Below are 14,434 nucleotides of genomic sequence, written 5' to 3'. Positions count from 1 at the left end.
CTTATATTAACTCTTTTAAAAAGCTCTTTCCGTTTTTTGGCATAGAGACATTAAAGTTTTCTGCAATCGTTGCGCCAATGTCCGCGAACGTTTCTCTTAACGGAAGCTGTTGTCCTGCACTGATTTTTTTGTTGTATACTAACAGCGGCACATACTCTCTCGTATGGTCAGTTCCATGATGGACAGGATCATTTCCGTGGTCTGCTGTGATAATCAGCAAATCATCCTCGTTTAAGTGCGGCAGCACTTCTGAAAGCCTTGCATCATATTCCTCAAGCGCCTTGCCATAGCCGATTGGATCACGTCTATGTCCGTAAAGAGCATCAAAATCGACAAGATTTAAGAAGCTTAATCCCGTAAAGTCCATATGTAAAGTTTCAAGCAGCTTATCCATCCCATCCATATTCGATACGGTTCTTAGTGACTTAGTAACACCTTCGCCATCATATATATCAGAGATTTTACCGATAGCAATGCTGTCAAAACCGCTGTCTTTCAGTTCGTTCATTACTGTTCTTTCAAACGGCTTCAACGCATAATCATGGCGGTTTGCTGTTCTTTTAAAGCTGCCTGGTTCACCTACAAACGGTCTTGCAATAATTCTGCCTACCATATACTTCTCATCAAGTGTCAATTCTCTTGCAATTTCACAAATCTCGTAAAGCTCCTTTAATGGTACAACTTCTTCATGTGCTGCAATTTGCAGGACAGAATCAGCTGATGTATAGACAATCAAGGCACCTGTTTTCATATGCTCTTCGCCAAGCTCATCTAAAATTTCCGTACCGCTGGCAGGTTTATTGCCGATAATTTCTCTGCCTGTTTTTGCTTTTAATTCATTTAACAGCTCATCCGGGAATCCTTCCGGGAAAACACGAAACGGTGTGTCAATACGCAGGCCCATGATTTCCCAGTGACCAGTCATTGTATCCTTTCCGTTTGATGCTTCCTGCATTTTCGTATAATGAGCCATCGGCTTGTCTGCTTTATCAATACCTTTAATTTCTTCGATGTTGCTCAAGCCAAGTTTCCCCATATTTGGCATATGGAGACCATTCATCTTTTCAGCTATATGACCAAAAGTATGGGCACCTAAATCGCCGAATTTTTCAGCATCAGGAGCTTCACCAATTCCGACTGAATCCATCACAATTAGGAATACCCTTTTAAATGGATATGTGGACATTTAATTACCTCCTATATATGAATTAATCATCCTATTTTACCCTTTAGTATGTATCTTTAACCTAAAAAATTATAGCATATTGTCAGAAGTCTGACATCTATTTGCATAAAAATAATTTTAGGGCCAGTCCTTCCACCATTGTATGAAAAAAGGTGAAAGGGCTGCCCCTATGCTCTTGGATGATATTGACTATAAACGTCTTTTAATCTTGTTTTTGTAACATGTGTATAAATTTGTGTTGTAGAGATGTCAGCATGTCCAAGCATTTCTTGAACTGCCCGCAGATCTGCCCCATTCTCAAGCAGATGTGTCGCAAAAGAATGCCTTAGGGTATGGGGAGTTATCTCCTTATTAATCTCCGCTTCTTTGCCGAGTCGTTTTAAGATTTTCCAGAAGCCTTGCCGTGACAGTCTTCTGCCGTGATGGTTTAGAAACAGGGCATCTCCTACTTCTTTTTTGCTTATAAAAGCAGGTCTTCCTTCTTCAAGGTATTCTGTAAGCGCCCTTGTGGCGGCACCCCCGATTGGAATGATTCGCTCCTTATTCCCTTTACCGATACACCGAACGAAGCCCATCATTAAATGGACATCATCCATATTCAACTGAATCAGCTCACTCACCCGTATTCCTGTTGCATATAAAAGCTCCAGCATAGCCTTGTCTCTTTTTCCGAAATGATCCAGCTTATTCGGAAATTCAAGCAACGCCTCTACCTCTTTCATAGACAGCACCTTAGGCAATGACCTTTCTCCTTGCGGCGATTCAATATGTACGGTCGGATCCTCTTCGGTCACCCTGTCCCGAAAAAGGAATTGGTGAAACGCTCTGATAGAAGCTATGTGTCTGGCAATTGTTTTAGAAGATTTTCCGTTATCTTTCAAAAACCCCAAAAACCGAACAATATGTGCACGCTGAATATCGGTAAGGCCAACCATCTCTACTTCTTTCATGTACTTACTGTAGGATTTCAAATCCCGTTCATACGAAACTAGAGTGTTTTTTGCCAGACCCTTCTCCACCAATAAAAAATGCATAAAGTCCTTTAGCTGTTCTTCCATTAGTCATTACTCCCCATTTAAGTAAAAAAGAAATATTCGTTCCTTCCAGGAAAATTCCTCTGCCTTTCCATCACCGCTCACTTTCACAGCAGCTCCAGATGGTTCATCATAACGATGAAAATCCTGATATTCATCATTAAACCATATAAGCGCATAATAAAAAAGAACTGTGCATCCTACAAACAGCAAAAAAACCTTTGCTGTCCGAAAAACTACTTTAGACCATTGCAGCATTATTACTCCTCCAAACTAGTGTCATACTAAAAGCTATGCCAGTTTACGGAGTAAATATACCTGTAATAGGACCTAAAACTACTAAACAATGCAAAAAACCTTCTCCATATGAAAAAGGTTTCTCATTCTTTGATTAATCTGCACTTTTTTCAATACAGCGATGACATATTCCATGAAAGGTTAAACGGTGATCTTTTATTTTAAAGTTCCAGTCACGTTCAACCACTTTTTCAACATCCCCTAATAAATCCTCTTGAATTTCATCAACAGCTCCACATTCTATGCATACTAAATGATGGTGAAAGTGAGCTGCACCTTCTTGTCGCAAGTCATATCTAGAAACACCGTCACCGAAATTTATCTTGTCGACTATTTTCAGCTCAGTCAGCAGCTCTAATGTCCGGTAAACTGTCGCTAATCCAATCTCGGGAGATTTCTCTTTTACAAGGAGGTAAACATCTTCTGCACTTAAGTGGTCTTCTTCATTCTCTAGCAAAACCCTCACTGTTGCTTCCCTTTGAGGAGTTAATTTATAGCTCGAAGAATGCAACAGCTTTTTTATTCTATCTATTCTACTTTCCATTCCGAAAGTCCCTCCCTAGCCACTGTCCATATCATTATAACAGAAGAAGGAATAGAATCCTAATAAAAATTATTATAAATAAGAATCAATAATTATTTGTTAATTAAAATAATTATAATTTACTTACACTTTCGGGATGAACCCTATAAATGATTCTACCATATTAATAATCGATTTCATAAGTCCTGGTGAAATATAGGCCTCCACTCCAGCGGCAGCAGCAAGGAATATCATAGCAGCAAACAGCAGAAACATATATCTTCCAAATAACGGCAGCATCGGCTCTCCCATTTTTTTCATAAATTGCTGTCTAATCATCTTAAATGAAAACGAAACAGACAAGGTTGCAGAGATGATAAAAATCGGGATAATGATAATATTTTGAGGCAAAACAGACACAAAAGAAAGCAAGAAGCCGTTCCAGCCCATCTGGTTTACTAAAAATCCGACTGTAAATCCAACAACCATCCCTTTAATGAACAATAAAATGAGAATAACCGGCAAACCGATGATAGAAATACCCAAGAGCCACATCAAGCCGATGAATTTACTGTTATGAGAAAAGCTTTGAATAAATAAATCCTTGCTGTCAGCAACCTTGCCATTAGAAATTTGGCTGAAAAACTGTGACAGATAATAGAATAAATCTTCCTTTTGGCTCAATGTTAAACTGTTCACGACAATTGCTCCAAATATGACACCCATCAAAAACAACACCGCAATAAATAAATAGATGGAGGAATGCTCCCGAAAATGATTTGCTAGAATGTTCTGGTACTTATTTTTTTTCATTGCTACCTCTCCTCTGTGCCAATCTGTTAGTTCATTCTATGAAAAGATTCAGCAGTATATGACTAGCAAATCTAGTATTTTTCTACCAAAAGTATCTGTAAATTATAGATGGCAGCACGTATACTAAAAGAAACCAATAGAAGGGGCGAGCGCTTATGAAACCAATCCTCCTTGATTTTCCTCCTAGAATAGAAACAGACAGACTGTATTTAAGGCCATGCCTACCAGGTGACGGAAAACTAGTTTTGGACAGCATCCAGCATTCCTTGCAAGAGCTGCAAGATTGGCTCCCTTTTGCCCACAAACAGCAGACATACGAAGAAATAGAAGAGAATATTAGAAGGTCGTATGCTAAATTTATTTTACGAGAAGACATTCGCTTGCATATCTTCTTGAAAGAGACAGACACATTTATTGGATCAACTGGCCTTCACAAAATTAATTGGGATGTGCGCATTTTTGAAATCGGCTACTGGTGTGATTCAAGATTTGCTGGATGTGGCTATATTACGGAAAGCACGAAGGGATTGGTCCAATTTGCGAAAGATGTTCTAAAAGCAAATCGAATTGAGATTCGCTGTGACCCTCTCAATACAAAAAGTAGAAACATCCCTGAAAAGCTCGGATTTACGCTGGAAGGAATTCAAAGGAAGGATTGTATGAGCGCAGACGGAAGTACCCTTAGAGATACTTGTGTGTTTGCTTTGACTTAACTCATGACAAAAAACGAAAAGAAACGGCCAATCCGCCATTTCTTCTCGTTTTTTATTCGTCATTTTTATTAGAAACACGCCCATACCTGCCGCCGCCGCCAACAGTGAGCGACAGCTTGCCAGCTCTTGCAGCTTGGATATATTCGGCCACCTGAGTCGGAAGTATTTCAGCAAGCTGCTCATACGGTGCTTCATGAATAATTTGCATTTCCGTCGAAAAATAATGAAGCAGCTTCTCAAGTGTTTTTTTCCCTAAACCTGGAATAAACTCCAGTGGAACTTGATGAATATAGGGCGGCCTTGACGGCTTATCACCAGCAGTGGCAAGCTCTTTTATCCTTGCAGCCACCCCTTTTTTTCCGTTTTTATGCCCGCAGCTTGAGCATACCTCTTCCTCTTCTCCTAATGGCTTGTGGCATTTTAAACAAACTGTATTATGATATTTGCCTAACAAAGGATCCATTCCATAGTTTTCTGCGACTTGCCGGCCATCGACACCCTGCAATGCTTTCTCCAGCTCTGTGAAGGATGCTTCCTCTACCTCTAAAATTTGATACTCTCGGGCAATTTTTGCCAGAGAATGGGCATCTGAATTGGTGATATACGTATAGCTGTGTAGCTCCTTGATCTGATCTGCCATCATAGTATTCGAGCTTAGGCCCAGTTCTACAGCATCAATCAAATCTGGATCAAAAACTTCTGAAAGGGATGCTTTTACGCCGCTTCCGTACAAACTTTTATATGGTGTAAAGATATGTGCAGGAATAAACAAACCGCCAAGACTCTTTACCTTTTTTTGCAGTTCTTTGCCTGTCACATAGATGCGCTGTGAGCTTAATTGAATGTTTTTCATGTATTTAGAAAGCCATGATGAGAATTCCTTCATAGCCGTCAATGTCGGCATATAACAGAGCACATGGATAGGCCCTTTACAAGAATCATCATATATTTCAAGCTCAGAACCAGGAATAATGGTTATTCCATCCATCTCCAGTCCCCCGCCTGTCTTTTGAACCATTCTGCCTTTTGCGATGTTTTCATCCATTTCCATTAGTATTTCTGGCGAATGACAATCGATAATTCCAATCATATCAAGCCCCTTTTGAAAACTGGCATATTCGATAATGTTCAAAAGCGTCAATGTACGAGATCCTGTGATTTTTACTGCCTTACCGCTTGCTGTTCTGCCGATATGGATATGTAAATCTGCAAATATGCGAATCATTAAATCACCTTATTTTCCTAGAAGCTGCCAGTACTGGACGGCATACATTGTTTTGGCATCAAAGATTTTTTGCTCCGTTATTAAGCTTTGTGCTTCCTCCATTGTAATTTCCATCAAGTTGACGAATTCATCTTCATCTAGTTCTGCCGCATTTTCTATTTTATAAAGACCGCTCGCCAAGTATACATGGACAATTTCATCAGCAAAGCCAGGGGAAGTATAAAAGGAGCTGATAAGCTTCATTTCTTTACAGCCATAGCCGGTTTCTTCCTCTAATTCCCTTCTTGCACAAAGAGCTGGGTCCTCATCCTTTTCAAGCTTGCCTGCCGGAATTTCCACAATCGCTTTTTCCAAGGCTTTCCTGTATTGCTCCACCACCACAAGCTTCCCTTCTTCTGTTATCGCTATAACAGCAACAGCTCCAGGATGCTTAATAATCTCTCTTTTGGAAGTACTGCCATTCGGAAGCATTACCTCATCCACTTGTAAGGAAATAATTCTCCCGTTAAAAATCTTCTCTGTGCTGATTGTCTTTTCTTCTAAATTTTCCATTTGTCCTTCACTCCTGTTCTAAGCAATTCCATTTTTCATATATTTCATTATACTTATTTCCCTGTGCAAAAGGGAAGGAAACGGAGGATGTCTTTGAAGATTTATAAACAGGAAAAAGCCATTATACTGACTGGAAAGGCATGGCAAGTCCGGCATATGCTTAAAAACTACCGTAAAGACTATGTTTATATTAAGGATTGGATAAAGGGCGAAAAAACACTGCAGAAAAAAGAAGACAAACTTTAAGCCACTTTTTTTGTCTTCTTCTCCTCCTTTTCGTTAAAATAAAGATGGAAATACTAGTGAGAGAGGTGTGCTTATGAAGAAAAATCGTTTAGGTCAATCTGATTTACATGTTTCTGCTCTCGGACTAGGCTGCATGAGTCTTGGGACAGACGAAAAAACAGCCTTCCCTATCCTTGAAGCAGCACTGGAAGCAGGCGTTAATTATTTTGACACAGCCGATTTATATGATTTCGGACAGAATGAACAAATCTTAGGTAAATTCTTTAAGCAAAACCGAGAGAATGTTATTATTGCTTCTAAAGCTGGCAACAAGTGGCAGGAAAACAAAGAAGGCTGGACGTGGGATGCCAGCAAGGCTTATATAAAAGAAGCGGCCAAACAAAGCTTGAAACGCCTTGATACAGATTATATCGACTTGTACCAGCTTCACGGCGGAACGCTCGATGATCCTATTGAGGAGACAATTGAGGCATTCGAAGAGCTAAAAGCAGAAGGTTATATCCGTTATTACGGCATTTCTTCCATCCGCCCAAACGTTATTAGAGAATATGTAAAGCGTTCTAATATTGTTTCAGTTATGATGCAATACAGCATATTGGACAGGCGTCCAGAAGAGGAAGCCTTGCCACTTCTTCATGACAGCGGAATCAGTGTTGTCACGCGCGGTCCAGTAGCAAAGGGCTTGCTGAGTGATAATTACCTAAAAAAGCTTACGGCAAAAGGCTATTTAGACTACAGTGAAGAAGAGCTCCGCTCCACACTGGAAGGTTTACAGGCACGCTTTGAAGGCAAACGCTCTATTTTGGAAGCAGCTGTCCAATACAATCTTTCCAATCCGGCAGTTGCTACTGTTATTGCTGGGGCTAGCAGTGTGGAACAGCTGCAGGAAAACGCCAGAGCTGTTAACAGCATTGCCTTAACTCAGGACGAACAAAAAGTCATTCAAGCCGTATCAAAAGCTTCCTTCTATAAGGATCACCGATAAGAGTAAACAAAAAAAGCAGGATTTTAGCCTGCTTTTTTTATTTGTATTCTTTCCAATTCATAGGTGTCTCGTTCAAGAGTTCTTCAAAGCTTTTGTTTTTATCACGCTGCCTGCGCTCTTCTTTTTTTCTTTCTTCTTCGACTTTAAGTTTTTCTTCTTCTGCAGCTTTCAGCTCCTGCTTCTTATCCTTAAGCTGTTTGGCAAGCTGTTCATTCAGCATATCTCCAAGTGTTACAGGCTTATCTGTGTTATCCTTTTTTGCAGGTCTGTTTTGTTTTCTCATGGCAAGAAACCACCTTTCCATTAATCTTCGATTGTAATCGTCTCTTCAAGGCTAACCTTAACATTGCCTTTAATTGCTCTTGTAATCATGCAAGATGCCTCTGCCTTTTCCGCGAGCCTTTTTGCAAGCTCCACCTCTTTGCTTGAAGATCCAGCTGGAAGAACTATATTTGGACGATGGATGATTTCTTTATATGTAAAGACACCGTTTGTCACATCTACAATCGCTTCCGATGCCAATGTTAAGCTATTTTTATCTAATTTGCTTCTTTCCATCATTGCTGCCAATGTAATTATAAAGCAAGTAGCCGCTGCACCGAGCAGCATTTCATCAGGATTTGTCCCGACACCTGGACCATCCATTTCCTTTGGAATAGAAATTTGTGTTTTTAAATTGCCGCTTTCAATTGTGCCAATATCATTACGAAGTCCTGGCCAATTTGCCTGCAAATGAAAATGATGTTCTGCCATTCCTTTCATCGTCCTTTCTGTAAAACCTGATGAAAGTATCATACCATAATTTTGGAGCGTTTGTTCGTTGGAAGCTTATACAATTACTCACTTGACTCATCTTTTCCTGTTTAGGCTTTTATGTGTATCGAATCTCGTGTTTTTGTGTATGTATAATACTAGCAAAGCTTGTTTCATGCTTAGCTAAAAGCCAGTAAGGAGACAAGGGGTGCAAATTATATTATTGTCCGCTTTGTTTCTATAGAAAATAATGGTAAACTCATATTAGTTTTTTGAAATGAAATATTTTGTTCGGAGGAATGAATGTGAAAAAATTTTTTCGCTATTTTTTTTCATTCTTAGTTTTTATCTCATCCATCGGTGTATATTGTACGAACCGATTGATGTATATGAAGAAAAAAGAAGACGAATTTATTTTTAACAGGGAAAAAGCAGCTGGAAGACTTAAGCCAGAAGTTCTGGAATCCCTAAAAAAACGGGAAGTAACCATCCCTTCCCCATATGGATACATGCTGAAAGCAGTTGTAGCAGAGCCTTTCCCTGAAAAGCGGTATATTATTATTGCCCACGGGGTGACGGAAAGCAAAACGAACTCCATTAAATATATGAACTTGTTTCTTGAGAGAGGATTTAATGTTGTCATTTATGATCATCGTCGTCACGGGGAGTCTGGCGGAAAAACAACGAGCTTTGGTCATTACGAAAAATTCGATTTAAAAGCTGTTGTTGATTGGTTAAAGGCAGACAAAGGCAAAGACATACTTTTAGGTATTCATGGGGAATCGATGGGAGCTGCCACGATGATTCTATATGCCGGGATGGTCGAAGACGGTGCTGATTTTTATATTGCTGATTGCCCTTTTTCCGATTTTGGCGAACAGCTTAATCATCTTGTCAAAGCTGAAATGAAGGTGCCTGGAAAACTGTTTCTGCCAATTGCTGATGTTTTTCTGCGGGCAAGAGAACGATATTCTATCCGCCAAGTGTCTCCCATTGCAGTTATTGATAAAATCGCGAAGCCGATGCTGTTTATCCATAGTGAAAAAGACTCCTTTATTTTGCCGCATATGACACAGGAGCTTTTTGAAAAGAAACAAGGACCTAAAAAGCTTTTTTTAGCATTAAATGGTTTTCATGCCCAAAGCTATAATGAAAATAAAGAAGAATATGAAAAAGTAATTGATGATTTTTTGCAGGAATATGTCATTCAGTGATTTATTCACATATTCTTTATAGGAAGGTTGGCTTCTTTATATGAAAGTTCTATCCATGATCCAGCCTTGGGCAAGTTTATTTGTACTTGGTGAAAGTAAATTCGAGACAAGGTCGTGGAAAACAAATTACCGCGGACCTCTTGCCATTCATACGAGTAAGAAAATAGACAAGAAGGCAAGCAGCCATCCCAATATTCAAAAACTGTTGAACTTAAAAGGCCAAGCGCCAGACACTCTCCCAACAGGAATGATTATCGGCGTCTGCATGTTAACAGACTGCTTACGAGTGATAGACAGCCGAGAGAATGAGGCAGTGTTGGCAGATGGCCGCCTTGTTATCGGCAATGAATTTTTCCTTGGTGACTACACTGTCGGCAATTATGCTTGGGAAGTGAGCTCTATGAAGCAGCTGGATGTAGTTATCCCTGCTAAAGGGCAGCTCGGATTATGGGAATATAATGGAGATATCTCCATTTAAGCAAAAAAAGACATGCAAAGCTTCGTTCTTTGCATGTCTTTTTTTTGCTTATTTCCAGTGCTCGTTTATATACTCATCTCTTCCAGACATTGCTCTGTCCTCTTTGTAATGCTGTTTATTTTTCTTATGATAATCTTGATGATATTCTTCAGCTGGATAAAAGATAGCTGCCGGCTCAATTTCTGTTACAATCGGCTTTTTGAAACGGCCGCTGTCTTCAATTGCCTTTTTCGAGTTTTCTGCCAACTGTTTTTGCTTTTCATTATGATAGTAAATAGCAGTACGGTACTGGGAACCTCTGTCTTGGAATTGCCCGCCGCTGTCTGTCGGATCTATTTGCTGCCAATACAGCTCCAGCAGTCTCTCATATGGAAAAACCTCTGGATCGAACGTGATTTGTACCACTTCTGCATGTCCAGTGCTACCCGTTTTCACTTGTTCATATGTAGGATTTTCAACATGTCCTCCTGAATACCCTGATACAATGCCTCCGATTCCCGGAAGCTCTTCAAAAGGCGTTACCATACACCAAAAGCATCCGCCTGCAAATGTTGCTTTTTCCATCTTCATCCCTCTTTCTGACCACTAACTTCCTAAACGGAAGATTCTTCTAACTTAAGATTGAAACTAGTATATACTAAATTCTAGTAGGATACTACCATTTAACACTAAAAAAGGACTTGCATTCATTGGATAAATAGCTATAGAAAGATGCTTAAAATGGCTGAAATTAAGGTTTCGGCTATATTACCGTTAAGGAGATTACTTTTTGTCCAGCATGCCGCCCATAATCCGGTCAGCAATACGAGGAAACAGATTATAAAGAACGCTGCCTGCATTCATCCATTTCGGCAAATTCAACTCTCTTTTCGGTTTTAAAATCAGCGCTGTTATCTTGTCCGCAACATAATCTGTGGAAAGCATGAACTTCTCCACATTTTTTGCATAGTTGCCGGATTTATCTGCAATCTCAAAAAAATTAGTATCAATTGGTCCTGGGTTAACTGCTGAAATACGGATATTGGTTTTAGCAACCTCCATTCGCAAGCTGTTAGTGAAGCCTAACACAGCATGCTTTGTTGCTGAATAGCCGCTTGACTTAGCTGTCGCTAGCTTGCCGGCTTGTGAGGCAATGTTAATTATATGACCTTTATTGGCACTTAACATCGACGGCAAAACTTCCTTCGTACAAGCAATCAGTCCTAGAACATTGACAGCAAACATTCTTTCCATATCAGCAATACTTGTTTCATGGAGGTACTCAAAAATGCCAAAGCCGGCATTGTTCACTAAAATATCAACAAAACCGACCTGTTCCTTAATTTCAGCAAATACCTCATGCACTTTTTCCAGATCGCTTACATCTAAAGCGAAATAGATTGGATTTACTGCTGTTTCACTTTGTATTTTTGCTGCGATTTTTTGGAGCTTTTCCTCTGTTCGCGCAATCAGGATTGGTCTTCCACCAAGCAATGCTATATTGATAGCAAGCCTTTCGCCAATTCCTGATGATGCTCCTGTTATTATGATATTTTTACCTTGTAAGCTTTCCATCCGTTTCACCTCTTATATCATTCATGATTAATCGCTATCTTTTTGTACTGGAATATCATATTCCTTGAAATCCTCTGCAGCAGAGGATGGCGGGAATATTCGTTTTGCTTCTTCAAGAAGGCTGTCGGCACAATCATATCTGGCGCTAATATGGGTAAGAATCAAAAATTTCGCCCCCGCTGCCTTTGCGTTTGCAGCTGCATGTGTTGTCGTCGAATGATAATATTCCTTTGCTATGTCTGCTTCCCCTTCAGCAAAAGTGGCTTCATGTACTAACACATCAGCATCTTTTGCAAGCTCTACTGCTGCTTGACAGGTTCTTGTATCACCTAAAATTGTGACTATTCTCCCCTTAATACTAGGTCCAACAAAATCTCTGCCATCAATGATACTGCCATCTTCAAGGGTAACTTTTCGGCCTGCTTTAATCTCTTTAAATATCGGTCCAGGCTTTACTCCGATTTCTGCCAGTTTGTCTGTTTGCAGAACACCAGGCTTATTCTTTTCCACAATACGGTAGCCAAAGCTCACCACACCATGCTCCAGCATTTTCGCTTCCACTGTGAATTTATCTTCATCTAATATAATGCCATCTTCTATTTCTACTATCTTTAATTCATATTTTAAGTATGTTTGACTAACCTTCAGACTAACAGCAATATATTCAGCAATTCCTTTTGGTCCGTATACAGTAAGAGGTGTTTCTCCTCCTTGAAAGGATCTGCTTGCTAAGAAGCCTGGTAACCCATATAAATGATCGCCATGAAGATGGGTGATAAACACCTTTTCCACTCTTCTCGGTTTAATGTTCGTATGTAAAATTTGGTGCTGTGTTGCTTCCCCACAATCAAACAGCCAAATGCTTCCTGTTTCCTCGAGCAGTTTCAATGCGATGCTCGTCACATTTCTTGCCTTGGCTGGAATGCCAGCTCCTGTTCCTAAAAATGTAAGCTGCATATTCAAGTCACTTCTTTCTCTTTTTCTAAGCTTCTTTCTACTAAAAGTATGGGTATGTGATTGGACATTTTGCACAAAAAAATCGATACTAATAGCAGTATACGGCAAAAAATGCCACAAACCAAATATATTAAAACTTTTTCCTAGTAAGTTTCCCTATTATCATGTAATATCTAAAAAGACAACATATTTTTCAGATATGGATATAGGCTGCTTACCTTTTAAAAATTTTCAAATATTCAAACATAATATTTGCCAAATTAACTTTAGTCAGCTAAAATTCTATATCTGTACAGATGCTCAAGGCTTGCAAACCGAGTTTTGCAAGAACTTGAACAACAACAATGGGGATACAAAGATCATACATATATATAGAAAAGAGGTCCATGTACGTGAATCAAAATCAACAATCTACTGCGTTAATCATGATTTTTGGGGCAACTGGAGATTTGGCAAACAGAAAACTGTTTCCTTCCCTTTACCGTCTATACCAAAAAGGCAAACTTTCTCGTTTTGCTGTAGTCGGCGTCGGAAGAAGAACTTTAACAGATGAGCAATTCAAACAAAATGTACAAAACTCTGTCGCTGAAGCAATATCTGGCAGCAAGGATTTAGAAGCATTCGCTTCCCACTTCTGCTACCATTCGCATGATGTAGCTGATTCCAGTTCCTATGCTGCTTTGAAAAACATTGCGGACGACTTGGATAATAAATATAATTTGGGCGGAAACAGAGTGTTCTACTTAGCAATGGCACCTGAATTCTTTGGTCCGATTGCCATACATTTAAAAGAGGACGGTCTGACAGATGTTGCTGGCTTTAAGCGCCTGATTATCGAGAAGCCGTTTGGACATGATTTAGAATCAGCCAAAGAGCTGAATGAACAAATTCGTACTGCATTTGCAGAAAATGAAGTATACCGCATTGACCACTATCTTGGTAAAGCGATGGTTCAAAATATTGAAACAATTCGTTTTTCCAATGCTATTTTCGAAAATCTATGGAATAACCGTTATATCAGCAATATTCAAGTCACTTCTAGTGAAGTGTTGGGTGTGGAAGAAAGAGGAAGGTATTACGAAACAAGCGGCGCTTTGCGTGACATGGTGCAAAACCATATTCTGCAAATGGTTGCCTTGCTTGCAATGGAGCCGCCAATCCGTCTGACTCCAGATGAAATCCGCTCTGAAAAGGTTAAAGTATTCCGTGCAATGAGACCTGTTGAAGGGGATGCAGTGAAGGATTATTTCGTCAGAGGACAATACGGAAAAGGTGTAGTGGAAGATTTGGAGGTTCCTAGCTACCGCGAAGAACAAATGGTAAATCCAGAGTCGCAAACCGAAACATTTGTGGCTGGAAAAGTGATGATTGATAACTTCCGCTGGGCTGGTGTGCCATTCTATATCCGTACAGGAAAACGCCTTGAATCAAAATCAACCAAAATTGTCGTTCAATTTAAAGATATCCCAATGAATCTTTATGACAGACCAGATCAAGCGTTAACGCCAAATCTGCTTGTTATCCATATCCAGCCGGAAGAAGGAATCACTTTGCACTTAAATGCAAAAAAAGCTGGCCAAAACATGGAAGCTACACCAATTAAATTAAGCTATGCCAACACAGGCATCGCAAGCATCAATACTCCAGAGGCATATGAAAAGCTGATTGATGACAGCATTCATGGTGACGCAACAAACTTTACCCACTGGGATGAAGTGGCACTTTCCTGGAGCTATGTTGATAAGATTTCACAAGCTTGGGCAAGCACTCCAGCAGAAAACTTCCCGAACTATGTTTCTGGCAGCATGGGTCCGAAAGAAGCAGATGAGCTTCTTGAGAAAGACGGATTCTTCTGGTGGCCGCTAAGTCAGTTTGAAGTAGATGTTTGCTGATTATAATAATAA

The 14,434-nt window shown here is 39.8% G+C and carries 18 protein-coding genes; 6 read left to right on the top strand and 12 right to left on the bottom strand.

Annotated features, from left to right (window positions below; genetic code table 11):
• Nucleotide 1: 1 nt before the first annotated feature.
• From deoB to spoIIM, 5 genes are all read right to left on the bottom strand, one after another.
• Nucleotides 2-1,186: a phosphopentomutase gene (deoB, locus tag LXM54_RS01370; RefSeq protein ID WP_233313272.1), complete on the bottom strand. Its 1,185-nt coding sequence runs from the start codon at nucleotides 1,184-1,186 to the stop codon at nucleotides 2-4.
• A gap of 167 nt (nucleotides 1,187-1,353) precedes the next feature.
• Complete coding sequence (gene xerD, locus LXM54_RS01365; protein ID WP_233313270.1) at nucleotides 1,354-2,244, bottom strand: site-specific tyrosine recombinase XerD; 891 nt, start codon at nucleotides 2,242-2,244, stop codon at nucleotides 1,354-1,356.
• A gap of 6 nt (nucleotides 2,245-2,250) precedes the next feature.
• Nucleotides 2,251-2,478 (bottom strand): YqzK family protein, encoded by a 228-nt coding sequence (locus LXM54_RS01360; protein ID WP_233313269.1) that lies wholly within the window; start codon nucleotides 2,476-2,478, stop codon nucleotides 2,251-2,253.
• A gap of 133 nt (nucleotides 2,479-2,611) precedes the next feature.
• On the bottom strand, nucleotides 2,612-3,061 hold the full coding sequence (gene fur / locus LXM54_RS01355) for a ferric iron uptake transcriptional regulator (RefSeq protein WP_233313267.1): 450 nt from the start codon (nucleotides 3,059-3,061) through the stop codon (nucleotides 2,612-2,614).
• 123 nt (nucleotides 3,062-3,184) lie between these two features.
• A complete protein-coding gene (spoIIM, locus tag LXM54_RS01350; protein WP_233313264.1) occupies nucleotides 3,185-3,853 on the bottom strand; it encodes a stage II sporulation protein M in 669 nt (222 codons plus the stop codon).
• A 155-nt stretch (nucleotides 3,854-4,008) separates the two neighbouring features.
• On the opposite strand from spoIIM, the gene LXM54_RS01345 reads away from it, so the two are divergent.
• Nucleotides 4,009-4,566 (top strand): GNAT family N-acetyltransferase, encoded by a 558-nt coding sequence (locus LXM54_RS01345; protein ID WP_233313263.1) that lies wholly within the window; start codon nucleotides 4,009-4,011, stop codon nucleotides 4,564-4,566.
• 52 nt (nucleotides 4,567-4,618) lie between these two features.
• Here LXM54_RS01345 and LXM54_RS01340 read toward each other — a convergent pair whose 3' ends face one another.
• Nucleotides 4,619-5,791 carry an endonuclease Q family protein gene (locus tag LXM54_RS01340; protein WP_233313261.1) on the bottom strand — a complete coding sequence of 391 codons (1,173 nt, stop codon included), beginning with the start codon at nucleotides 5,789-5,791 and terminating at the stop codon, nucleotides 4,619-4,621.
• A gap of 9 nt (nucleotides 5,792-5,800) precedes the next feature.
• Complete coding sequence (locus LXM54_RS01335) at nucleotides 5,801-6,343, bottom strand: NUDIX hydrolase (protein WP_233313260.1); 543 nt, start codon at nucleotides 6,341-6,343, stop codon at nucleotides 5,801-5,803.
• Nucleotides 6,344-6,436: 93 nt separating this feature from the next.
• Between LXM54_RS01335 and mciZ the strand changes: the two genes are divergently transcribed.
• Both mciZ and LXM54_RS01325 read left to right on the top strand, forming a co-directional pair.
• Complete coding sequence (gene mciZ, locus LXM54_RS01330; RefSeq protein ID WP_233313259.1) at nucleotides 6,437-6,589, top strand: Z-ring formation inhibitor MciZ; 153 nt, start codon at nucleotides 6,437-6,439, stop codon at nucleotides 6,587-6,589.
• Nucleotides 6,590-6,662: 73 nt separating this feature from the next.
• Nucleotides 6,663-7,574, top strand: a complete 912-nt coding sequence (locus LXM54_RS01325; RefSeq protein ID WP_233313258.1) for an aldo/keto reductase — start codon at nucleotides 6,663-6,665, stop codon at nucleotides 7,572-7,574.
• Between the two features lie 37 nt (nucleotides 7,575-7,611).
• Here LXM54_RS01325 and LXM54_RS01320 read toward each other — a convergent pair whose 3' ends face one another.
• The gene (locus LXM54_RS01320; protein ID WP_233313257.1) at nucleotides 7,612-7,857 is read right to left on the bottom strand and encodes a YqkE family protein; all 246 of its coding nucleotides are present in this window, start codon (nucleotides 7,855-7,857) and stop codon (nucleotides 7,612-7,614) included.
• Nucleotides 7,858-7,877: 20 nt separating this feature from the next.
• A complete protein-coding gene (locus LXM54_RS01315) occupies nucleotides 7,878-8,327 on the bottom strand; it encodes an OsmC family protein (protein ID WP_233313256.1) in 450 nt (149 codons plus the stop codon).
• A 305-nt stretch (nucleotides 8,328-8,632) separates the two neighbouring features.
• On the opposite strand from LXM54_RS01315, the gene LXM54_RS01310 reads away from it, so the two are divergent.
• Together LXM54_RS01310 and LXM54_RS01305 are read left to right on the top strand one after the other, a co-directional pair.
• Entirely contained in the window at nucleotides 8,633-9,541 is a 909-nt protein-coding gene (locus tag LXM54_RS01310; protein ID WP_233313254.1) for an alpha/beta hydrolase, read from the top strand.
• 40 nt (nucleotides 9,542-9,581) lie between these two features.
• The gene (locus tag LXM54_RS01305; RefSeq protein WP_233313253.1) at nucleotides 9,582-10,019 is read left to right on the top strand and encodes an ASCH domain-containing protein; all 438 of its coding nucleotides are present in this window, start codon (nucleotides 9,582-9,584) and stop codon (nucleotides 10,017-10,019) included.
• Between the two features lie 48 nt (nucleotides 10,020-10,067).
• Here the strand turns inward: LXM54_RS01305 and msrA are convergent, their stop codons facing one another.
• The 3 genes from msrA to rnz all read right to left on the bottom strand — a co-directional run bounded on the left by msrA (nucleotide 10,068) and on the right by rnz (nucleotide 12,530).
• Nucleotides 10,068-10,583 (bottom strand): peptide-methionine (S)-S-oxide reductase MsrA, encoded by a 516-nt coding sequence (gene msrA, locus LXM54_RS01300; RefSeq protein WP_233313252.1) that lies wholly within the window; start codon nucleotides 10,581-10,583, stop codon nucleotides 10,068-10,070.
• Between the two features lie 198 nt (nucleotides 10,584-10,781).
• Nucleotides 10,782-11,573 (bottom strand): SDR family NAD(P)-dependent oxidoreductase, encoded by a 792-nt coding sequence (locus LXM54_RS01295; RefSeq protein WP_233313251.1) that lies wholly within the window; start codon nucleotides 11,571-11,573, stop codon nucleotides 10,782-10,784.
• Nucleotides 11,574-11,600: 27 nt separating this feature from the next.
• A complete protein-coding gene (gene rnz / locus LXM54_RS01290; RefSeq protein ID WP_233313249.1) occupies nucleotides 11,601-12,530 on the bottom strand; it encodes a ribonuclease Z in 930 nt (309 codons plus the stop codon).
• Nucleotides 12,531-12,916: 386 nt separating this feature from the next.
• Between rnz and zwf the strand changes: the two genes are divergently transcribed.
• Nucleotides 12,917-14,422 carry a glucose-6-phosphate dehydrogenase gene (gene zwf / locus LXM54_RS01285; protein WP_245399878.1) on the top strand — a complete coding sequence of 502 codons (1,506 nt, stop codon included), beginning with the start codon at nucleotides 12,917-12,919 and terminating at the stop codon, nucleotides 14,420-14,422.
• Nucleotides 14,423-14,434: the final 12 nt, after the last annotated feature.

It is taken from the genome of Bacillus sp. Au-Bac7, assembly GCF_021341655.1.
GTDB lineage: Bacteria > Bacillota > Bacilli > Bacillales > Cytobacillaceae > Niallia.
This window is presented reverse-complemented; position numbering and strand designations above follow the sequence as displayed.